Below are 20,698 nucleotides of genomic sequence, written 5' to 3' on the forward strand. Positions count from 1 at the left end.
TCTGCTCTGACCGTGCTGCTGGCGTTACGGAACGCGCTGTGTCTTCGGCTCGGACCCGGTCCTGGGCTTCTGCGACTCCGCCGCCAGGATCGACTCCGCCTCCTGCGCCGGCTGCACCCGGAAGACCCAGGTGCGGTACGACCAGAAGCGGAACAGGGTGGCGACGCCGATGCCCACGAACTTGGAGACGTTGCTCTGCAGCGAGCTGTCCCAGCCGAAGCCGTAGGTCGCCAGGTAGAGCACGCCGTTCTCGATCACGAGGCCGATGGCGCTGAAGAACAGGAAGAGCGTCAGTTCCTTGGTGCGCCCGCTCTTCTCACGGTCCCGGTACGTCCAGTAACGGAAACCGATGTAGTTGAAGGCGATGGCGACCACGGTGGCGATGATGCTCGCACGCACCACCTGCAGGTGGGAGGCGTTGCGCACCAGGTTGAAGACGCCGAGATTGACAAAGATGCCCGCGACGCCGACGGTGCCGAACTTGGCCACCTCGCGCACGAGTCGTTGCAGCCCCGAGGAACGAGGTTCCATGGCTGGGCAGCTCCCGTCGGTAGGTTTCGTCAGCCCCGCCATGCTATACACCCGGATGGGCCGACGCCCGTGGGGATGGGCACAGCTCGGGAACAGTCCGGAAAGAGGTCGGGAAGCACGCGGTAAGACCTCGTGAGAGGGACGCGATCCGGCCGCACCGGCGTGGCCGATACGCTAGGGGTGTGACGTTCCCGGTAGTCGGCATGGTCGGCGGGGGGCAGCTCGCGCGTATGACGCACGAGGCGGGCATCCCGTTGGGCATCAGGTTCAAGCTTCTCAGTGACACCCCTCAAGATTCCGCGGCGCAGGTCGTGAGCGATGTCGTCATCGGCGACTACCGCGATCTGGACACGCTGCGTGACTTCGCGCGCGGGTGCGATGTGATCACCTTCGATCACGAACATGTACCCACCGAGCACCTCAGGGCCCTCGAGGCGGACGGTATCCCCGTGCGCCCGGGGCCCGACGCGCTGGTGCACGCCCAGGACAAGGGTGTGATGCGCGCGAAGCTCGATGAGATCGGCATCCCGTGCCCGCGCCACCGCATCGTGGCCGACCCCGAGGACGTCGTCCGCTTCGCGGCCGAGGGGGACGGTTTCCCGGTCGTCCTGAAGACCGTCCGCGGCGGCTACGACGGCAAGGGCGTGTGGGTCGTGGAGACCCCGGAGGAGGCCGCGGAGCCGTTCCGGGCCGGTGTGCCCGTCCTCGCCGAGGAGAAGGTCGACTACGTCCGCGAGCTGGCCGCCAACGTCGTACGGTCCCCGCACGGCCAGGCCGTCGCCTACCCGGTGGTCGAGTCGCGGCAGGTGAACGGCGTCTGCGACACCGTGATCGCGCCCGCCCCCCGCCTGGCCGAGGCGCTGGCCCTCCGGGCCGAGGAGATGGCGCTGCGGATCGCCAAGGAACTCGGTGTCGTCGGGCATCTCGCCGTCGAGCTGTTCGAGACCGGCGACGGCCGTGTCCTCGTCAACGAGCTGGCGATGCGCCCGCACAACTCGGGCCACTGGTCCCAGGACGGCGCGATCACCAGCCAGTTCGCCAACCACGTCCGCGCGGTCCTCGACCTCCCGCTCGGCGACCCGCGCCCGCGCGCGAAGTGGACGGTGATGGTCAACGTCCTGGGCGGTGACTACCCGGACATGTACTCCGCGTACTTGCACTGCATGGCCCGCGACCCCAAGCTCAAGATCCACATGTATGGCAAGGACGTGAAGCCCGGCCGCAAGGTCGGACACGTCAACACCTACGGCGACGACCTGGACGACGTGCTGGAGCGCGCCCGTCACGCAGCCGGCTATCTGAGAGGCACCATCACCGAATGAGCACCGCTGCCGGCCCTGTCGTGGGCATCGTCATGGGGTCGGACTCCGACTGGCCCGTCATGGAGGCCGCCGCCAAGGCGCTGGACGAGTTCGAGATCGCGTACGAGGTCGACGTCGTCTCCGCGCACCGCATGCCCCGCGAGATGATCACGTACGGCGAGCAGGCCGCCGACCGCGGACTGAAGGTGATCATCGCCGGTGCGGGCGGCGCCGCCCACCTCCCGGGCATGCTCGCCTCGGTCACGCCCCTGCCGGTCATCGGGGTGCCGGTGCCGCTGAAGTACCTGGACGGCATGGACTCGCTGCTGTCCATCGTGCAGATGCCGGCCGGTGTCCCGGTCGCCACCGTCTCCGTCGCCGGTGCCCGCAACGCCGGTCTCCTCGCGGCCCGGATCCTCGCCGCGCACGACGAGGACCTGCTGCACAAGATGCGCGACTTCCAGCAGGACCTGAACGACCAGGCCACCGAGAAGGGCAAGCGGCTGCGCGCCAAGGTCGAGGGGTCGAGCGGCTTCGGCTTCGGGAAGTAACAAGCAATGACCTCACTGGACGAAGTACGGTCCCTGCTGCGCGAGTTCCCGGTCGTCGACGGTCACAACGACCTGCCGTGGGCACTGCGCGAACAGGTCCGCTACGACCTCGCCGCCCGCGACATCGCCGTACCCCAGAACGAGCATCTGCACACCGACATCCCGCGGCTGCGCGCGGGCGGCGTCGGGGCGCAGTACTGGTCGGTGTACGTGCGCTCGGACCTGCCCGGGGCGGTGCCCGCGACGCTCGAACAGATCGACTGCGTACGGCAGTTGATCGACCGGCACCCCGCCGATCTGCGGGCCGCGCTGACCGCCGCCGACATGGAGGCGGCGCGCGCGGAGGGCCGTATCGCCTCCCTGATGGGCGCGGAGGGCGGTCACTCGATCGACAACTCCCTCGGCACCCTGCGCGGGCTGTACGAGCTGGGCGTGCGCTACATGACGCTCACCCACAACGACAACAACGACTGGGCGGACTCGGCCACGGACGAGCCCAAGGCCGGCGGTCTGTCCGCGTTCGGCCGCGAGGTGGTCCGGGAGATGAACCGCCTCGGCATGCTCGTCGACCTCTCGCACGTGGCGGCGACGACGATGCGGGCCGCGCTGGACACCTCGTCCGCGCCGGTGATCTTCTCGCACTCCTCCGCGCGGGCCGTGTGCGACCACCCGCGCAACGTCCCCGACGACGTTCTGGAGCGGTTGTCCGCCAACGGCGGTATGGCGATGGTGACGTTCGTGCCGAAGTTCGTGCTCCAGGCGGCCGTCGAGTGGACGCTGGCGGCCGACGAGAACATGCGTGCGCACGGCCTGCACCATCTGGACACCTCGCCCGGGGCGATGGAGATCCACCGCGCCTTCGAGGAGCGCCACCCGCGCCCCGTCGCCACGGTGTCCACGGTGGCGGACCACCTGGACCACATGCGCGAGGTGGCCGGCATCGACCACGTGGGCATCGGCGGCGACTACGACGGCACCGCGTTCACCCCGGAGGGCCTCAGCGACGTCTCGGGTTACCCGAACCTGCTCGCCGAGCTGCTGGACCGCGGCTGGTCCAGGGCCGATCTGGCCAAGCTGACCTGGAAGAACGCGGTACGGGTGCTGAGCGCGGCGGAGGACGTGGCCCGCGAGCTTCAGGCGACCCGCGCCCCGTCCCACGCCACCATCGAGTCGCTGGACGGCTGATCCGTGAGGACGGGGTAGTCGTTGTAGCCCGCTGCCCCGCCCACGTACATGAAGTACCGGTCCCGGACCTGGTTGAGGGGCGCGCCGAGGCGCAGCCGCTCCACCAGGTCCGGGTTGGCGAGGAAGGGCCGGCCGAGCGCGACCAGGTCGGCACCGGCGGCCAGCATCTCGCGGGAGGCCCGGGTGACGGCCTCGGTGGTCAGATCGGTCAGGTCCGGGTTGCCGATCAGGACACCGGGCCAGTCGGCGCGGATCCGCCGGTACCAGCCGGCCTCCGGGTCGGACCGCACCAGGTGCAGATAGGCGAGGTCCAGTCCCTTCAGCCGGGCGAGGAGAGCCGCGTACAGGCCGTCGGTGTCGTCCTCGCGGACGCCGTTGACGGTGGAGGCGGGGGAGATCCGGATGCCCACCCGGTCGGCGCCGATCGCGTCGGCGACCGCCTCGGTCACCTCGGCCGCGAACCGCACCCGCCGCTCGACCGAGCCGCCGTAGCCATCGTCACGGCGGTTGGTGTTGTCCGCGAGGAACTGGTGCAGCAGCATCCCGTTGGCCGAGTGCACCTCCACGCCCTCGAAGCCCGCGGCGACGGCCCGGCGAGCGGCGGCGGCGAAGTCGGCGATGGCGGCGCGGATGTCGTCCGCCGTCATCTCCCTCGGCACGGCGGCCGGCCGGTGGCCCCGCGGAGTGAAGATCGTCTCCGGCAGCGGGATCGGAGAGGGCGCCACCGGTGTCAGCCCGCTGGTCGCCGGATGGCCGACCCGGCCGCCGTGCTGCAGCTGGAGGAACATCCGCCCGCCGGCCGCCCGCACCGCGTCGGTGACCCTGCGCCAGCCGGTCACGTGCCGGTCGGTGTGGATCGCGGTGATGTCCGGGTACGTCTGACCGACCGGGTTGGGCGTCGAGCCCTCGGCGATGATCAGACCGGCCGAGGCGCGCTGGGTGTAGTGCGTGACCATGAGGTCGGTCGGGGTGCCGTCGGCCTCCGCGCGGTTGCGGGTGAGCGGGGCCATCACGAGGTGGTGGGGGAGGGTCAGCCGCCCGAGCCGGGCGGGGGCCAGGAAGTCCGTGGAGTCCGTGGAGCCCGTTGTCTGCGTCATGGCCGTACGGTAGAACCTGACACTGATGTCAGATTCAAGCCCGGAGATCCCGTCGGAGGCTCGGTATGCGGATCGGTGAACTGGCCCGGCGCACCGCCGTGAGCGAGCGGTCGCTGCGCTACTACGAGACCCAGGGGCTGCTCGTCGCCGAGCGCACCCCCGGCGGCCACCGCGAGTACCCCGAGGCGGCCGTCGACCGGGTCGTACGGATCCAGGAACTGTACGCGGCCGGGCTGCACAGCGAGAAGATCCGGCAGCTGCTGCCCTGCATGCGCGACCAGGACGGCGGGCCCTCCGCGATCGCCACGCCGAGGCTGGTCGCCGACCTGAGCGCCGAGCGGGACCGCATCGACCGCACGATTGCCGACCTGGTGCGCTCCCGGGAGACGCTGGACGAGGTGATCCGGGCGGCCCAGGACACCTGATCGGCCGTACCCCCGAACGCCCCACTCACCAGGAAGCCTCCCTCCCCTCCGTGCGACCGTGGCGACTACGCCCCACCACGACGTAGCTCACGACGACGTACGGAGCCCGCCATGGCCGACCTCCAGCACGACATCTCCACGACCAGCGAGGTCAGCGCGGACGGCGGCCTGCCGGACGACCCCTTCCCGCAGGAGGCGCCCGACGCCGCCCTGGCGCGCGCCCACGCCCTGCTCGCCGCGCACCCCGTCGCCGACGGCTACAGCGGGCTGCCGTGGGCGCTGCGCCATCTGCCCTGGTACGACCTCGAGCTGGGCGAGGCCGCAGTGGACACCGATGTGCCCCGGATGCGCGAGGGCCATGTGGGCGTGCTGTTCTGGTCGCTGCACCTGCCCGAGGGCCCCGGCGGCCGGCGGGCCACGGCGGCGACCCTGGAGCAGCTGGACCAGGTGCGCTCGGTGATCGAGTCGCATCCGGAGGGGCTGCGACTGGTGCGCACCGCCGGGCAGATCATCGACGCCCGCAACTGCGGCCGGGTCGCCGTGGTGCCCGGTCCCGCGCACGCGGCCGCGCTCGACGACTCCCTCGGCATCCTGCGCATCCTGCACGCCCTCGGCCTGCGCGTCCTCACCCTCACGGGCACGGCGTGGGCGGGCGCGCAGGGGCTGTCGCGCTTCGGCGAGGAGGTGGTCCGCGAGATGAACCGGCTCGGCGTCCTGGCCGACGTCTCCGGCGCCTCCCCCGCCACCGCCGGACGCGCCCTGGCCCTGTCCAAGACCCCGGTGCTGTGCACCCGCTCCGCCGCCCGCGCGCTGCGCCCGCACCCGGACAACCTGCCCGACGAGCTGCTCGCGGCGCTGGGCGAGGCGAAGGGGCTGTGCATGGTGCCGCTGACCGCCGAGCAGACCGGGCCGACGGTCCGGGACGTCGCCGACCACCTCGACCACGTCCGCGACGTGGCCGGCCCGGAGTGCGTCGGCCTGTCCGGCACCTACGACTCCGGCGCCGTCCACCCCCACGACCTCGCCGACGCCTCCCGCTACCCCCACCTGATCGCCGAGCTCCTGCGCCGCGGCTGGTCCGAGACCGAGCTGTCCCTGCTGACCTGGGGCAACGTCCAACGGGTGCTGCGCAGCGCGGACTTCACGGCCCGCGCCGCCCAGCACCGCCGGGAGGCCCCGCACGCGAGGATCACGGAGCTCGACGCATAGGCGACAGGGCCTAGGGGTGGTCGATCCGGCACAGGCAGAACGGATGCCCGGCCGGGTCGGCGTACACCTGGAAGTCCTTCTTCTCCCGGTCCTCCAGGTCCAGCGGCCGCGCGCCCAGCGCCAGCACCCGCTCATGGGCCACGTCGACCTCGGCCCAGGTCCGGCCCGCGTCGAAGTCGAGGTGGAACTGCTGGCCGTTGCGGTCCGCGCGCGGCCACTCCGGCGGGGTGTACCCCTCGGCCCGCTGGAAGCCCAGCCGCGGCCCGTCCGGCACCTGCAGGACGACCCAGTCGTCGTCCTCGGGGTCCGGGGCCTCCGGGGTGCCCCCGGCCACCGCCGCGTAGAAGGCGGCCAGCGCGTGCGGATCGGGACAGTCGAGCACGACGTTACGGAAACGGGCGACGGACGCCATGGAATCCTCCTTCAGGACGCTCAGCAGGCGCACAGACAGAACGGGTGCCCCGCCGGGTCGGCGTACACACGGAAGGTCCGCTGGCGGTCCTCGGCGTCCAGCGGCCGCGCCCCCAGCTCCAGCACCCCCTTCTCCGCCGCGTCCAGGTCGTCCACGACCAGGTCCAGATGGAACTGCTGCGAGTCGTCCGGCGCGGGCCACTTCGGCGGCACGAACCCCGGTGCCTGCTGGAAGGCCAGCGCCGGTCCGCCGGGCACCTTCAGATCCACCCACGCGCTGTCTTCGGAGTCCCCCTCCACCGTGCCGCCCAGCACTCCGGCGTAGAAGCCGGCCAGCGCACGGGGATCGGGACAGTCCAGCACCACGACACCGAGCTTGGCGAGAGCCATGACTACCTCCTTGCGTCACGGACCGTGTTACCTATAGAGGCGGGTAACCGGTAACGGTTACTGCATGCTCCCGCACTGGAGGTAACGTCGCAAGCATGAATGAGAGATCGGCCGCCCCCGGAGCCCTGGCGCTGGTCGAGTCCCTGGTCAACACGCTGGACATCGAGACCGGCGCCGACACGCTGGACACCGAGGAGGGCCGGGGGCGCTTCGGGATCGCCGAGGACGGGCTGGAGGAGGCGCGGGAGCTGCGGGAGTCGCTGCGGGCCGTGCTGCTCGCGCACGCCGGGCACCGGCCGCACCGCGAGGTGACCCCGCTCGGCACGCTGCTGTCCCGCGCACCGTTGTACGTCGCCGTCGACGAGCGGGACGGCTCCGCGGCCCTCGCCCCTGCCCCGGATGCCCCGCTGCTCTCCCGCGTCGCCGCCGCCGTCGCCGAGGGACTGGCGGAGGACACCTGGATGCGGCTGAAGGCCTGCGAGGCCGAGACCTGTCACTGGGCGTACTACGACCGCAGCCCGGCCGGACGCGGCCGCTGGTGCTCGATGCAGGTGTGCGGGGCACGGGCGAAGATGCGCCGGTACCGGGCCAAGGAGGGGTAAGACACAGGGAGTTCACCGGCCACGTATGTGTCCGATGGTGCAGAATGCGGAAAGACGCCGGTTCGGCCGACTGAGCCTCGGCCGAACCGGCGTCACCTTTGTCACTACGCGGTCGGGCGGCCCATCGCCCGGTACGTCCAGCCCGCCCGGCGCCACAGGTCCGGGTCGAGGGCGTTGCGGCCGTCCAGGATCAGCCGGGACGAGGCGACCTCGCCGAGCGTCGCCGGGTCCAGCTCGCGGAACTCGCGCCACTCGGTGAGGTGCAGCACGGCGTCGGCGCCCCGGACGGCCTCCCGTGCCGTACCGGCGTAGCCGAGGGTCGGGAAGACCTTGCGGGCGTTGGCCATGCCCTTCGGGTCGTACACGGTGACCTGGCCGCCCTGGAGATGGATCTGGCCGGCCACGTTCAGCGCGGGCGAGTCGCGCACGTCGTCCGAGTCGGGCTTGAAGGTGGCGCCGAGCACCGCGACCCGCTTGCCGAGGAAGGAGCCGCCCCCGAGCGCCTCGCGGGCCATCTCGACCATCTGGCCGCGCCGGCGCATGTTGATGGAGTCGATCTCGCGCAGGAAGGTCAGCGCCTGGTCCGCGCCCAGCTCACCCGCCCGCGCCATGAACGCCCGGATGTCCTTCGGCAGACACCCGCCACCGAACCCGATCCCGGCGCGCAGGAACTTGCTGCCGATCCGGTCGTCGTACCCGATGGCCTCGGCGAGCCTGGCCACGTCACCGCCGCCGGCCTCGCACACCTCGGCCATCGCGTTGATGAAGGAGATCTTGGTCGCGAGGAAGGAGTTCGCGGCCGTCTTCACCAGCTCGGCGGTCGGGAAGTCGGTCACGACGAACGGCGTGCCCTCGCCGATCGGGGTCGCGTACACCTCGCGCAGCAGCTTCTCGGCGCGCTCGCCGCGCACGCCCACCACGATCCGGTCCGGGTGCAGGGTGTCCTCGACGGCGAAGCCCTCGCGCAGGAACTCCGGGTTCCAGGCCAGCTCCGCCTCCGCACCCGCCGGGGCGTTCTCGGCCAGGTAGGCCGCCAGCCGCTCGGCGGAGCCCACGGGCACGGTCGACTTGCCGACGACCAGAGCCGGGCGGTGCAGATGCGGGGCGAGGGAGGCGATCGCGGAGTCGACGTACGACATGTCGCAGGCGTACTCGCCATGCTTCTGCGGCGTGTTGACGCACACGAAGTGGACGTCACCGAAATCGCCGACCTCGGCCCAGTCGGTGGTGAACCGCAGCCGCCCGGTGGCCCCCTCGATGCCCGCCACATGCTTCCTCAGCAGCTCCTCGAGCCCCGGCTCGTACATCGGAGTCTCGCCGCGCTCCAGCATGGCGATCTTCTCGGGGACGACGTCGAGCCCGAGCACCTCGAAGCCGAGTTCGGCCATGGCCGCGGCGTGTGTGGCGCCGAGGTAGCCGGTGCCGATCACGGTGATCTTCAAGCTCATGGGGTGCGCTCCAGCTCCGCTCGGTACGTCGGTGATGCGGGGCTGAGCATAGTCGGGCCCCTCGCCGGGCAATTTCCCTGCTGTCGTGTAGCTCACGTAGGCGTCATGCAGACGGCCCTCTAAAATTTGAGTTACTTAACGGTAATTAGCGTCAGTATCACTGCGTCTTTGGAGCGTGAGAGACCGTGGCCGGATCGGCTGACTTCGACCTGTACCGCCCGTCCGAGGAGCACGACATGCTCCGCGACGTCGTTCGTTCCCTGGTCGAGGCGAAGATCGCGCCGTACGCCGCGGCGGTGGACGAGGAGGCCCGCTTCCCGCAGGAGGCCCTCGACGCCCTCGTCGCCAACGACCTGCACGCCGTGCACGTCCCCGAGGAGTACGGCGGTGCCGGCGCCGACGCGCTCGCCACGGTCATCGTGATCGAGGAGGTGGCCCGCGCCTGCGTCTCCTCCTCCCTGATCCCGGCGGTGAACAAGCTCGGCTCGCTCCCGGTGATCATCTCCGGCGGCGAGGAGCTGAAGAAGAAGTACCTGACCCCGCTGGCCAAGGGCGACGCGATGTTCTCGTACTGCCTCTCCGAGCCGGAGGCGGGCTCGGACGCGGGCGGCATGAAGACCAAGGCGGTCCGCGACGGCGACCACTGGGTGCTCAACGGCGTCAAGCGCTGGATCACGAACGCGGGCGTGTCGGAGTACTACACGGTCATGGCGGTGACGGACCCGGAGAAGCGCACCAAGGGCATCTCCGCCTTCGTCGTCGAGAAGTCCGATCCGGGTGTCTCCTTCGGCGCCCCGGAGAAGAAGCTCGGCATCAAGGGCTCCCCGACCCGCGAGGTCTACTTCGACAACGTCCGCATCCCCGCCGACCGCATGATCGGCGAGGAGGGCACCGGCTTCGCCACCGCGATGAAGACCCTCGACCACACCCGCATCACCATCGCCGCCCAGGCGCTCGGTGTCGCCCAGGGCGCCTTCGACTACGCCAAGGGCTACGTCCAGGAGCGCAAGCAGTTCGGCAAGGCGATCGCGGACTTCCAGGGCATCCAGTTCATGCTCGCCGACATGTCCATGAAGATATCGGCCGCCCGCGCCCTCACCTACCAGGCCGCCGCCGCCTCCGAACGCGGCGACGCCGACCTCACCTACCTGGGCGCCGCCGCCAAGTGCTTCGCCTCCGACGTGGCCATGGAGGTCACGACGGACGCGGTCCAGCTGCTGGGCGGGTACGGGTACACCCGTGACTACCCGGTGGAGCGCATGATGCGCGACGCCAAGATCACGCAGATATACGAAGGGACGAACCAGGTCCAGCGGATCGTCATGGCCCGCAACCTGCCGTAGCGGTACGGGAGTTCACGGATCTTGGAAAGGCGCCCTGCGGGGCGCCTTTTCGCTGCGGTCTTACTGCTCCGTCATCGCTTCAGTCCTTCGACGAATGCCGCGAAGGCGGTGCGCGGTACGGAGAGGGTGCCTCGCGTGGGGGCTTTCGAGTCGCGGACGGCAGTGGTGATGCCCTGGATCGCCACCTCGACGCACTCGTTGCCCTCCCCTCCGCTGTAGCTGCTCTTGGTCCAGGTCGGGGAGGTGACTATGTGAGTCACGAGTTCAACTCCTGTCGTGCCGTGGCGATGAGCTGTGCTGAGGTGGCCGGGTCGGCGGCCTGGGAACGAAGGTAGTCGAAAGTGAGTTTGTAGGCGCCCACGTCCTCCGCGTCATCGAGGTACAGGCCGCGTCGGCGCATTTCTATGTAGACGACAGCCATCGAGTTCAGGGGTTCCCGCTCGTCGTCCCGTCCGAGGAGTACGAAGTGTCCGGCTCCGGCGGCGTGTGCTCCAGCGCTGAACGGGAGGACCTGGATGTCGATGTGAGGGCTGGCGGCCAGCTCCTGAATGTGGGAGAACTGCTGTCGCATGACGTCGCCGTCCCCGACGGTCCGGTGCAGGACTGCCTCGTCGAGGACCACCCACAGATGCAGTGCCGGGTCCCGGCTCAGGATGGTCTGGCGCTGGATGCGGGCCTCTACCATCCGCTCGATCTCCTCGTTCGAGCTGCGCACCTCACGGGCTTGATGGATGGCGAGGGCGTATTCCTTCGTCTGCAGCAGGCCGGGAATGACGGAGTTCGCGAACACATGCTCGTATGCGGCTGCGTACTCGAACGATACGAGCGGGTCCATCCAGTCCGGTACGGCATGGTTGCCCACCCACCAGCCGTCGGCCTGCGACTTGGCCAGGACCACGAGGGCCTCGCGTTCCTGAAGCGTCGCATCACAGGCGTCGGCCAGGGCCTTGACCGTTGCCCACCTGATACGGGCTCGATCCTGCCAGGTCTCGTACCTGCTGACGGTCGTGGTGCTGACACCCGCTTTCTCCGCGACCTGTGTCTGGGTGAGTCCGCATCGCTCGCGCAGCGCGATCAGCCCTCGCGCGATCTGCATGCGGCCGGCCGGTCCCGTCTGCGTGGCGGTCATGTCGCCGACTCCCTCCCGGAGCCGGTCCTTTCGGCCCCTTCTGCGCGCCAACGGCGCTGACTTTATGGGCTGCTTCGCCGAATCGGACGTGGATCCGAAGCCCCTCACCCACATTGATGAACTCCCTCCATGGCGGAAACAGCCATGGGATTCCCATGGAAGGCTTCCCGCAGTCACTTTCGCTCGTTCTTCGAGGAGTTGAGAGCGTGATCAGTTACCTGAAGCGTGCAGCTGGTCGACTGCTACGACTCGCCAGGGCATCGGACCGGCACCGCGCGGACCGGCGGTCTGCGGTGCAGTCCCCGTTCGTCCCGCCATGCCGGCGACCCGCGCCGATCCCTCCCCTCCCCACATCTGCCGTCCACGTTTGGGACACCCCCCTCGTCCGCCCCTACCTCGCCGCGTACGAACGCGAAGAGAAGGCCCGCATCCAGCGGCTTCGCCGCGACATCCTCTGGTGCGCGACGTACGGCGTCGACCTCGACACCCGTGACATCCACGCCCGCCTCGGAGCGGCCTCATGAGTGACATGAACCGTGTAGGGCTTCTGCCCTGGACCGGCGCGTACGGCCAGCCTTGCCTGCTCGTCACGGCTGGCGATGTTGGCATCTCCCGGCTTGCCGACCGGATCGAGAACGCGCAACTCGGCCTCGCCGACCGGCTTCTGGCTCGTACACACGACGTGCTGGCGGCGGGCGGTCCGAACGCGGCCGAAGTCGCCTCGCTGGCTTCCCAGTTGGGCGACGCTCTCGCCGACGCGTTGCTCATCGCGAGATCCCGAGGCGCTCGCCTCGGTGGAGCGGCGCAAGCACTCCCCGGCGGAGCCCCGGACGACACCCCGGCCGAGCCCCGGGCGTACGGCTGGCAGTCCTTTCCGGGGGGTGACCTCGCCTCCGCACCTGCTGCCCGGAGGTATGTACGCGACACGGCCCGGTTGTGGGCCTTGCCCACCGGCGTCACGGACGACCTGGAGACGATCGCCGGAGAGCTGGTCGCCAACGCCCTGGAACACAGCGACAGCCGCACTGTCACGGTCGCCTGTGTCCTCATGCGCTGGTCGGTCACGATCAGCGTGACCGACCAGGGCGGTGGGCGGACGCCGGGGACCACTGCCACACCGGTCGGACCGCCGGGTGCGGACCAGGAACAGGGCCGCGGACTACTGATCACCCAAGCCCTTTCCCATCGCTGGGGAACCTGGCCGACGGGCGGCGGCCTGACGGTCTGGGCCGAGGTACCTGTCGGGGCTGGCATCCAGTGAAGTGCCCCGGTGCGGGAGGGGCTGATCAACTGGTCAGCAGGGGTTGAGTCCTCGTTCGCTCGGCGAGGTTCCCGACCCTCCCGCGCGGCGAGCTCCCCTCCTCCGGTATAGGAAGTCGGCGCTCGCACCGGCCTGACAGGCCACGGCGATGGAGCTGACACGTAGCGCGAGAGTTCTGCCGGGGTGGACTGTGGTTCGGGTTGCTCGGGCTCGACAGGCAGCGCTTCCCGGTGGAGTGGTAGACGCCCTGCGTCCAGCGACGCTCCACGACCTGGATCGGCTGGGCGAACTGCCCCGGCTTCAGGTTGGTCGTGAAGGTGTACGAGGGGGTGGACCCGCTGCGGTTGTACGAGGGGGTGAGAGCGGCGAGCTCGCTCCAGGCCTTGCTGAGGCCGCTCGGGAGCTTCAGGTTGAGGCCGGCCTGCCACTGCCAGCCCGACGTCTTCGACTGCTGCCAGGCGTAGGAGCAGCTGGGCACGTTCCAGGGGCACTGCCTGCTGCACGCCCACCGACTGCGTCTTGTTCGGGGTCGACCAGTTGCCGGCGATGTCGCTCTGCGAACCATCCGAGTTCTCCAGGCACACCGTGCTGCTCGCCGCGGCGACGCTCGGGGATGCCATCACCACCATCGGGGCCAGCGCGAACGCCAGCAGCCCCGTCCACTTGCTCCCCACGGGGCGCTTGATCTTCACCCTTGTCTCCTCCGCGTTGTCGGCGTCATTCGGCCGGACCGAGCGCGCCGGCAGCGTGCGCCCCGGCGTCCGACACCGAGACTCACCGCCGAGGAGTTGTTCGGACACCCGTCCCCCGGGGCCGATCAATGACCGGCGCCATCCGACCGGTCGGTCACATGCGGGACCCCACCGCCTGACATAGGACGGAAGCACGCGGGGACCCGTGGAGGGTCCCCTCTTCCCCCAGGAGGAGCCATGGCCCAGCCCACGATGACCCCCATGACCCAGCAGATGCAGGACTGCGTCAACGCCTGCATGAACGCGCACAGCATGTGCGAGGAGACCATGAGTTCCTGCATGCAGATGGGCGGTCAGGCCCAGATGCAGATCATGCGCGCGCTCATGGACTGCTCCGAGACCACCCGTATGTGCGCTGACATGATGATGCGCCGCTCGCCGATGTCGGGCGAGATGTGCACGATGTGCGCCATGGCGTGCGACATGTGCGTCGAGGCGTGTATGAGGATGCCGGACGACCCGCAGATGATGCGGTGCGCCGACGCGTGTCGCCGCGCGTCGGAAATGTGCCGCGCCATGGCGGGCGCCGGCATGTGAACGTTCTGGCCGAGAACGGGAGAGGGCGCCCACAGGGGCGCCCTCGACCGGTGAGTGCGGCAGCCGTCAGTTACCGGAGACGGTGACCTTCTGGTCGTTGTTCAGCTCGTCCACCAGGGTCTTGACCTTCGCCTTGTCCCAGACGAGGTTGCCGCCGACAGAGCCGGAGATCGGCATGTTCAGCGACGTGCCGCCGCCGCCCTGGACGCCCTTCATCGCCCAGAACATCGAGGCCAGGTCCCACAGGGACATGTCCTTGTCGACGATCAGGGAGTCCAGACCCGCGCCCATCACCGGATAGAACGTGAAGGGGTTCAGGATCGTCGACGGGGTCGCCACCTGGTGGGCCAGTGCCGACAGGAACTTCTGCTGGTTCTTGGTGCGCTGCAGGTCGCTGGCCGCGAACGCGTGCCGGGTGCGGACGAAGGCGAGGGCCTGCGTGCCGTTCAGCGTCTGCTTGCCCGCCTTGAAGTCGGCGCCGGACCACTTGTCCTTGAAGGCCTGGTCGATGGTGATCTCGACTCCGCCGACCGCGTCCACGATGTTGGCGAAGCCCTGGAAGCCGATCTCCACGTAGTGGTCGATGTGCAGACCGGTGTTGGCCTCGATCGTGCGCACCAGCAGCGTCGGCCCGTCCTCGGCGTAGGTCGCGTTCAGCTTCTCCTGCCAGCCCCGCGCCGGGTAGACCTTCCCGGACGTCGACCCCTTGTACGACGGCACCGTCACGTTCGAGTCGCGCGGCAGCGAGACCAGCGTGTCGCCGTTGTCGCCGACGTGCAGGATCATCATCGAGTCCGTGCGCTTGCCCTCGGCGGAGCCGGTGTGCAGCTTCTTCTCGTCCGCCTTGGTCATGCCCTCGCGGCTGTCCGAGCCGACGATCAGGTAGTTGGTGCCCGAGCCCGACGCCGGCCGGTCGATGACCTGGGACAGGTCGACCTCGCGGCGCAGTTTGGAGTCGGCCCAGAAGTAGGTGGCGACCGAGGTGACGATCAGCACGGTCGCCAGCGTGATCGCGCTCCACTTGATCCGCCGCCGCCAGTTCGGCGCGGGCCGCGGACCCTGGTCCGGCGCACCCGCCGTACCGCCCGGACCGCGCCCGCCGGGGCTGCCGTAGACCTGCCCGGTGTTGTAGTCGCTGTCGTACGCGCCGTAGCCGGCGCCCTCGTCGTGTCCCTGGCCGTCGACGTACGACGGCTGCTGCGGGACACCGGCCCCGTACGGCGGCGCCGCCGGGCCGGGGTTGCCGTACGCCGAGCGCTGCCCGGGCGGTACCGCCGGGCCGCGCCGTACCTGACGCATCACCTGGGCGCCTTCCGGCTGCGCGCCGGCACTGCCGCGTCCGTAGCGGGGGCCACGGTTGTCGTCGGACCATCCCTCGGGCCAGTCATTCATGCGCCCCAGTGTGCAGGTCGCCGGTGTGTGCCGGGCAAGGGGCAGCCGAAAACAGTCGGAAAATCAGGGCGGGCCTGTTGCGAAGCTGACACAAATTCCGCGAAAGTCACCTCGGCATAAGGTGGAGGGCATGACAGACCAGGCCACGGGCGCGGAACCGGACATGGAATCGGACATTCCGGGTAAGCCGACGTCCGCCTCGCGCACCACCCTCAGCCACATCATGACCCACAACGACACCAACCTGCTGGGGACGGTGCACGGCGGGGTGATCATGAAACTGGTCGACGACGCGGCGGGCGCGGTGGCCGGCCGGCACTCCGGCGGTCCCGCCGTCACCGCGTCCATGGACGAGATGGCCTTCCTGGAGCCGGTCCGCGTCGGCGACCTGGTCCATGTGAAGGCCCAGGTCAACTGGACCGGCCGCACCTCCATGGAGGTCGGCGTCCGCGTCCTCGCCGAACGCTGGAACGAGTCCGCCCCGCCCACCCAGGTCGGCTCGGCCTACCTGGTCTTCGCGGCGGTCGACGCCGACGGCAAGCCGCGTCGCGTCCCGCCGGTCATACCGGAGACCGACCGCGACCGGCGCCGGTGCCAGGAGGCGCAGATTCGGCGTACGCACCGGTTGGCGCGGCGCAGGGAGATTCGTGAGCTGCGGGAGCAGCGGGCGGCGGAGGGGTTCGAGGACTAGTTCGAGGACCGGGTGGTCAACACACCACCTCGTTGCCACGCACCGGGGCCGGCTGCGGCTGGCCCGGGTCCTCGAACCGCACCCTGTGTACGTCCTTGAAATCCGCCCCGGCCGTCACCTTCAACAGCGGCCCCTGCCCCGGCACGGCCCGCAGCTCGGCCCCCTGCAAGGCCGCCGCCAGCGCGCGAGCCGACCGGTCCCACCGGGGGTCGTAGGAGATCACGGTGTGCGGCACATGAGAAGGGGCCGTCGCCGGCTGGTGCGTCGTGGCGAAGCCGGTGGCCGCCAGCGCCGCGTCCACCCGCTTGGCCAGCCCGGACGTGGCCGTGCCGTTCGCCACCTGGACCCGGACCGTCCGCGGATCCACCTCCACCGGGGTCGCCGGGGCCGGTGCCGGGCCGTGCGGCTTCGGCTGGTCCACGGTGAGCGGCTTGTCGTCGCGCAGGGACGAAAACAGCTGCTCCGCCTTCGGCTGGTCCCACTTCAGGGTCGAGCCGATGCCCTTGGCGTCGTAGTTCATCTGGGCGATCGGCACGGTGGTGAACTCGGAGGAGGACGGGGAGAAGTTCCGCATGGCCCGGCCGAGGTCGAGCAGCTCGTCGGCGCCGAAGCCCTCGTCGGCGCGGACCGAGCCCAGCACCGCCCGGGTCACGTCACGGAACTTCAACGGGTTCAGCAGCACCCCCGAGGTCGCGGTCCGGTCGATCAGCGCGGCCAGGAACTTCTGCTGCCGCTTCATCCGGCCCAGGTCGCTCGTGCCGTCGACGTGCCGGGCCCGCACGTACTCCAGCGCCTGCCCGCCCATGAGGGTGTGCGTGCCGGGCGTGAGGTCGAGGCCGCTGTAGGCGTCCTTCAGGGGGTTCGGCGTACAGATCTTGACCCCGCCGAGGACGTCCACGGTCTTCATGAAGCTGGTGAAGTCGACCTCCAGATAGTGGTCGATCTTCACACCGGTCATGTTCTCGACCGTGCGGACGGTCAGCTGGGGCCCGCCCTCGGAGTACGCGGCGTTCAGCCGGACCGGGTGCGCCGGGCGCTGCTGCCCGGTCGCGGGGTCGGTCCGCGCGGGGGCCTCGGCGTAGGAGTCGCGCGGCAGGCTCACCACGGTGGCCCGCTCCCGGCTGTCCGAGATGTGCACGATCATCATCGTGTCCGTGCAGTGGCAGGGCGCCCCGCCCAGCCGGTACGCCCGCCGCTCCTGCTCGGTGATCTTGTCGCGGCCGTCGGTGCCGACCAGCAGCACGTTCATGCCGTGGCCCGCCCGGGGCCGGTTCTTCATGTCCTTGAACGCGTCGACCCGGGCGATGCCCGCGTCCAGGCTGCTGATCACCGCGTGCCCGATCCCGGCCGAGGCGAGCACCACGACGGAGAGCGTGGACACCGCCCGCATGGCCCAGCGCGGCCGGCGGGGTCGGCGGACGGACCGCACGGGCCGCTCGGGCGGGCGCGGCACACGGCGGGGCGGCTGCGGTCGGCGCTGTGGGCGCGCGGGGGACCGGGGCGGGCTGGCCAAGGGGGACACCTCCGGACGAGGCCGTACGTGGGATCCGTGAGCACGGTAGGCCGATACGATCTCCAGCCCGGTGCTACGCCCCGGCGGCGCGCACCGGTGTCCCCCGTTCGCGGTAACGTGAGGCCCCTATGAACGCCAAGCCCGACGTGCGGCTCCCCGCTGTTTCCGTGATCATGCCCGTCCTCAACGAGGAGCGGCATCTGCGCGGGGCCGTCCAAGCGATCCTCGCGCAGGAGTACGCCGGCGAGATGGAGGTCGTGATCGCCCTCGGTCCGTCCACGGACCGCACGGACGAGATCGCCGCCGAGCTGGTCGCCGAAGACCCCCGCGTGCACACCGTCCCGAACCCCACCGGCCGTACGCCCGCGGCGCTGAACGCGGCGATCAAGGCCTCCCGGCACCCGATCGTGGTCCGCGTCGACGGCCACGGCATGCTCTCGCCGAACTACATCGCGACCGCCGTCCGCCTCCTGGAGGAGACCGGCGCGCAGAACGTCGGCGGCATCATGCACGCCGAGGGCGAGAACGACTGGGAGCACGCGGTCGCGGCCGCCATGACCTCGAAGATCGGGGTCGGCAACGCCGCCTTCCACACGGGAGGCCAGGCGGGGCCCGCCGAGACCGTCTACCTCGGGGTCTTCCGGCGCGAGGCCCTGGAACAACAGGGCGGCTACAACGAGGAGTTCATCCGCGCCCAGGACTGGGAGCTGAACTTCCGCATCCGTGAGGCGGGCGGGCTGATCTGGTTCTCACCCGAGCTGAGGGTGTCGTACCGGCCCCGGCCGAGCGTGCAGGCGCTGGCCAAGCAGTACAAGGACTACGGCCGCTGGCGGCACGTCGTCGCCCGCTACCACTCCGGCTCCATCAACCTGCGCTACCTCGCCCCTCCGGCGGCGGTGTGCGCGATAGCGGCCGGGATCGTCGTCGGCGCCCTGGTGAGCCCCGTGGGCTTCGTGATCCCCGCCGGCTACCTCGCGGCGATCGCCGCGGGCTCCGTCCCGGCGGGCAAGGGCCTGCCCCCCAAGGCCCGGCTGCAGATCCCCGTGGCCCTGGCCACCATGCACATGTCGTGGGGCTGGGGCTTCCTGACCAGCCCGAAGTCGCTGGCGAAGAGGGTCATCGCGTCCCGCCGGCCGGCGGTCCTCAGCTCGCACTCGAGCACGCACTGAACCAGGTCCGAAGGCCTCTCCCCGTACGAGGGAGAGGCCTTTCGGCTACCACTGGTAGGGCGGGTACACGTCCATGCACTTCGACGTGTCCGAGCCGTTGACGGCGTCGGTGCCGTCGGGAATGTCCCCGGCCTTCGGCTTCGACTCCTTGGGATACGACGTGCCGGTGCGCCAGTCCGCGCCGACGACGACCGTGACGCCGGAGACGTCGGTCGACTGCTTCACCGAACTCGTCGGGATCCCGAGGGCCTTGGCCACGGCCTCGGCGTCCCCCTGCAGGTCCGCGCTCGGGTACTGCACGACCGTCTTGTCCTCGGACCGGGTGCCGGAGGTGTCGGCCTCCGCCCTGGCGTAGCCGGCCTGGACGAGCGCCTCGCTGATCGTCGAGGCCCGGTGCTGCACGGCGGCCTCGGTCGAGGTCTGCGTGGCGTTCTGCACCAGCACCCCGAGCCGGGCCGGGTCCGTCGAGGGCGTCTTGGCCGGGGCGGGCTTGCTGGACACCTGCTTGGTACCGCCCGAGTCCTTGCCGTTCTTGTCCAGCGGCACGTCGTCGCGGAGCATCTGCCACAGCTTGTCGGCGTTCGCCTTGTCCGGCACGACGTGGTTCTTGGGGTCCTGCGGGTCCGGGAGGTTGGGCATCGTCACCGACGTGATGCGGTCGGACGGCACCGCCTTCATCTCCATGCCCAGGTCGTACAGCTTCTTGACCGTGCCGATCTCCTCGGACACCTTCAGGGACTTGGTGGCCGCCTCGGCCAGGCCCATCAGGCGCCCGGTGTCGGTGAAGATGTTCTGCTGCCGCAGCGTGCGCATCATCGAGTTCAGGTACATGTGCTGGGCGCGGGCCCGCAGCAGGTCGCTGCCCCAGGCGTGCCGGGTGCGCAGCCACTGCAGCGCCTGCACGTCCCTGACCTTGTGCGTGCCGGCCGTCATCTTCAGTCCGGAGCCGCCGGGCTGGGCCGGGGTCGGGTGGTCCCACACGTTCTGCTTCACACAGACGTCGACTCCGCCGATGGCGTCTGCCATCCGCACCACACCGGAGAAGTCGATCGTCATCCAGTGGTCGATGTAGACCCCGGTGAGGTTCTCCCAGGTGGACAGCGTGCAGCCGGCCCCGCCGCGGCCCAGGGTGGTGTTGATGATGTCGTTCGTCTCCGGGTAGGCCTTGCCGGTGTCGGGGTCCTTGCACGGAGGGATGGAGACGCGGGTGTCCCGGGGGATGCTCACCATGGCGGCGCTCTTGCGGTCCGCGGACAGGTGGATCAGCATCTGCACGTCCCCGTTCGGCGGGCCCCCGACGCTGTCCCTGCTGCCGCCGAGCTTCAGGTTCTCGGCCGAGTTACGGCTGTCCGAGCCGATCAGCAGGATGTTCAGCGGGGTCTGCCCGGCGGCGTTCGGCGCGGTCTTCTGCGCCTTGCCGTCGCCGCTGCTGCGCGCGCCCTTCTGGATGTTGCCGTTGAGATGCTCGTAGTAGAGGTAGCCGGCGGTCGCCGTCCCGAGTATGACCACCGCGAGCACGGTCGCCGACCAGCGCAGGGCGCGCCGTCTGCGCCGCCGCCGGTCGGTCTTCGCGCCGCCGCCCCGCCGCCCGTCACCGTGCCGGCCGGAGCCCTCCGCCGCGTCCGCGGACCGCGGCGTGAGCGACATCGTGTCGTCCCCCGCGGGACCCTCTGCCCGCACCTCTCCCCGCACATCACTCTGCGCCAAAGCTTCCTGCCCTCCCCACCCTTGCGCCATGAAACGGGCCCGTCCCGCGTCGGG

Annotated in this window: 22 protein-coding genes; 12 read left to right on the top strand and 10 right to left on the bottom strand. The window is 70.3% G+C overall.

Annotated elements, in window-relative coordinates; all coding sequences use genetic code 11:
- Positions 1-24: 24 nt before the first annotated feature.
- Positions 25-531 carry a GtrA family protein gene (locus tag ACH47Z_RS27815; RefSeq protein ID WP_399078267.1) on the bottom strand — a complete coding sequence of 169 codons (507 nt, stop codon included), beginning with the start codon at positions 529-531 and terminating at the stop codon, positions 25-27.
- A gap of 182 nt (positions 532-713) precedes the next feature.
- Here ACH47Z_RS27815 and ACH47Z_RS27820 point away from each other — a divergent pair, with 182 nt between their 5' ends.
- From ACH47Z_RS27820 to ACH47Z_RS27830, 3 genes are read left to right on the top strand one after another with little or no spacing between them, the layout of a single operon-like run.
- The gene (locus ACH47Z_RS27820) at positions 714-1,853 is read left to right on the top strand and encodes a 5-(carboxyamino)imidazole ribonucleotide synthase (protein WP_399078269.1); all 1,140 of its coding nucleotides are present in this window, start codon (positions 714-716) and stop codon (positions 1,851-1,853) included.
- Complete coding sequence (purE, locus tag ACH47Z_RS27825) at positions 1,850-2,383, top strand: 5-(carboxyamino)imidazole ribonucleotide mutase (RefSeq protein WP_399078271.1); 534 nt, start codon at positions 1,850-1,852, stop codon at positions 2,381-2,383. The genes ACH47Z_RS27820 and purE overlap by 4 nt, the downstream gene beginning before the upstream one ends.
- Before the next feature lie 6 nt (positions 2,384-2,389).
- Positions 2,390-3,568: a dipeptidase gene (locus tag ACH47Z_RS27830; protein WP_399078273.1), complete on the top strand. Its 1,179-nt coding sequence runs from the start codon at positions 2,390-2,392 to the stop codon at positions 3,566-3,568.
- Here ACH47Z_RS27830 and ACH47Z_RS27835 read toward each other — a convergent pair.
- Positions 3,517-4,665: an alkene reductase gene (locus tag ACH47Z_RS27835; RefSeq protein WP_399078275.1), complete on the bottom strand. Its 1,149-nt coding sequence runs from the start codon at positions 4,663-4,665 to the stop codon at positions 3,517-3,519. The two genes, ACH47Z_RS27830 and ACH47Z_RS27835, sit on opposite strands and share 52 nt — an antisense overlap.
- 65 nt (positions 4,666-4,730) lie before the next feature.
- Here ACH47Z_RS27835 and ACH47Z_RS27840 point away from each other — a divergent pair, with 65 nt between their 5' ends.
- Positions 4,731-5,090 carry a MerR family transcriptional regulator gene (locus ACH47Z_RS27840; protein ID WP_399078277.1) on the top strand — a complete coding sequence of 120 codons (360 nt, stop codon included), beginning with the start codon at positions 4,731-4,733 and terminating at the stop codon, positions 5,088-5,090.
- Between the two features lie 111 nt (positions 5,091-5,201).
- Positions 5,202-6,299 (top strand): dipeptidase, encoded by a 1,098-nt coding sequence (locus ACH47Z_RS27845; RefSeq protein WP_399078279.1) that lies wholly within the window; start codon positions 5,202-5,204, stop codon positions 6,297-6,299.
- Between the two features lie 10 nt (positions 6,300-6,309).
- On the opposite strand, the gene ACH47Z_RS27850 is transcribed toward ACH47Z_RS27845, so the two are convergent.
- Both ACH47Z_RS27850 and ACH47Z_RS27855 read right to left on the bottom strand, forming a co-directional pair.
- The gene (locus ACH47Z_RS27850) at positions 6,310-6,711 is read right to left on the bottom strand and encodes a VOC family protein (RefSeq protein ID WP_399078281.1); all 402 of its coding nucleotides are present in this window, start codon (positions 6,709-6,711) and stop codon (positions 6,310-6,312) included.
- 20 nt (positions 6,712-6,731) lie between these two features.
- Entirely contained in the window at positions 6,732-7,100 is a 369-nt protein-coding gene (locus ACH47Z_RS27855; RefSeq protein ID WP_399078283.1) for a VOC family protein, read from the bottom strand.
- Positions 7,101-7,195: 95 nt separating this feature from the next.
- On the opposite strand from ACH47Z_RS27855, the gene ACH47Z_RS27860 reads away from it, so the two are divergent.
- Positions 7,196-7,702: a CGNR zinc finger domain-containing protein gene (locus tag ACH47Z_RS27860; protein ID WP_399078285.1), complete on the top strand. Its 507-nt coding sequence runs from the start codon at positions 7,196-7,198 to the stop codon at positions 7,700-7,702.
- A 104-nt stretch (positions 7,703-7,806) separates the two neighbouring features.
- Here ACH47Z_RS27860 and ACH47Z_RS27865 read toward each other — a convergent pair whose 3' ends face one another.
- Positions 7,807-9,150: a UDP-glucose dehydrogenase family protein gene (locus tag ACH47Z_RS27865; protein WP_399078287.1), complete on the bottom strand. Its 1,344-nt coding sequence runs from the start codon at positions 9,148-9,150 to the stop codon at positions 7,807-7,809.
- Positions 9,151-9,335: 185 nt separating this feature from the next.
- Between ACH47Z_RS27865 and ACH47Z_RS27870 the strand changes: the two genes are divergently transcribed.
- A complete protein-coding gene (locus tag ACH47Z_RS27870) occupies positions 9,336-10,493 on the top strand; it encodes an acyl-CoA dehydrogenase (protein WP_399078289.1) in 1,158 nt (385 codons plus the stop codon).
- Positions 10,494-10,564: 71 nt separating this feature from the next.
- Here ACH47Z_RS27870 and ACH47Z_RS27875 read toward each other — a convergent pair whose 3' ends face one another.
- A complete protein-coding gene (locus tag ACH47Z_RS27875; protein ID WP_399078291.1) occupies positions 10,565-10,753 on the bottom strand; it encodes a DUF397 domain-containing protein in 189 nt (62 codons plus the stop codon).
- A complete protein-coding gene (locus ACH47Z_RS27880) occupies positions 10,750-11,622 on the bottom strand; it encodes a helix-turn-helix domain-containing protein (RefSeq protein ID WP_399078293.1) in 873 nt (290 codons plus the stop codon). The genes ACH47Z_RS27875 and ACH47Z_RS27880 overlap by 4 nt, the downstream gene beginning before the upstream one ends.
- A gap of 206 nt (positions 11,623-11,828) precedes the next feature.
- Here ACH47Z_RS27880 and ACH47Z_RS27885 point away from each other — a divergent pair, with 206 nt between their 5' ends.
- From ACH47Z_RS27885 to ACH47Z_RS27895, 3 genes are all read left to right on the top strand, one after another.
- Positions 11,829-12,146, top strand: coding sequence for a hypothetical protein (locus ACH47Z_RS27885; protein ID WP_399078295.1), 318 nt, complete (start codon positions 11,829-11,831; stop codon positions 12,144-12,146).
- Between the two features lie 5 nt (positions 12,147-12,151).
- Positions 12,152-12,883 carry an ATP-binding protein gene (locus tag ACH47Z_RS27890; protein ID WP_399078297.1) on the top strand — a complete coding sequence of 244 codons (732 nt, stop codon included), beginning with the start codon at positions 12,152-12,154 and terminating at the stop codon, positions 12,881-12,883.
- A 929-nt stretch (positions 12,884-13,812) separates the two neighbouring features.
- A complete protein-coding gene (locus tag ACH47Z_RS27895) occupies positions 13,813-14,172 on the top strand; it encodes a four-helix bundle copper-binding protein (protein WP_399078299.1) in 360 nt (119 codons plus the stop codon).
- Positions 14,173-14,238: 66 nt separating this feature from the next.
- On the opposite strand, the gene ACH47Z_RS27900 is transcribed toward ACH47Z_RS27895, so the two are convergent.
- Entirely contained in the window at positions 14,239-15,564 is a 1,326-nt protein-coding gene (locus ACH47Z_RS27900) for an LCP family protein (protein WP_399078301.1), read from the bottom strand.
- A gap of 130 nt (positions 15,565-15,694) precedes the next feature.
- On the opposite strand from ACH47Z_RS27900, the gene ACH47Z_RS27905 reads away from it, so the two are divergent.
- Entirely contained in the window at positions 15,695-16,255 is a 561-nt protein-coding gene (locus ACH47Z_RS27905) for an acyl-CoA thioesterase (RefSeq protein ID WP_399078303.1), read from the top strand.
- Positions 16,256-16,271: 16 nt separating this feature from the next.
- On the opposite strand, the gene ACH47Z_RS27910 is transcribed toward ACH47Z_RS27905, so the two are convergent.
- The gene (locus ACH47Z_RS27910; protein ID WP_399078392.1) at positions 16,272-17,645 is read right to left on the bottom strand and encodes an LCP family protein; all 1,374 of its coding nucleotides are present in this window, start codon (positions 17,643-17,645) and stop codon (positions 16,272-16,274) included.
- A 251-nt stretch (positions 17,646-17,896) separates the two neighbouring features.
- On the opposite strand from ACH47Z_RS27910, the gene ACH47Z_RS27915 reads away from it, so the two are divergent.
- Positions 17,897-18,937: a glycosyltransferase family 2 protein gene (locus tag ACH47Z_RS27915; protein ID WP_399078306.1), complete on the top strand. Its 1,041-nt coding sequence runs from the start codon at positions 17,897-17,899 to the stop codon at positions 18,935-18,937.
- Between the two features lie 45 nt (positions 18,938-18,982).
- On the opposite strand, the gene ACH47Z_RS27920 is transcribed toward ACH47Z_RS27915, so the two are convergent.
- A complete protein-coding gene (locus ACH47Z_RS27920; RefSeq protein ID WP_399078308.1) occupies positions 18,983-20,584 on the bottom strand; it encodes an LCP family protein in 1,602 nt (533 codons plus the stop codon).
- Positions 20,585-20,698: the final 114 nt, after the last annotated feature.

The organism is Streptomyces sp. NPDC020192 (assembly GCF_044388685.1).
GTDB lineage: Bacteria > Actinomycetota > Actinomycetes > Streptomycetales > Streptomycetaceae > Streptomyces.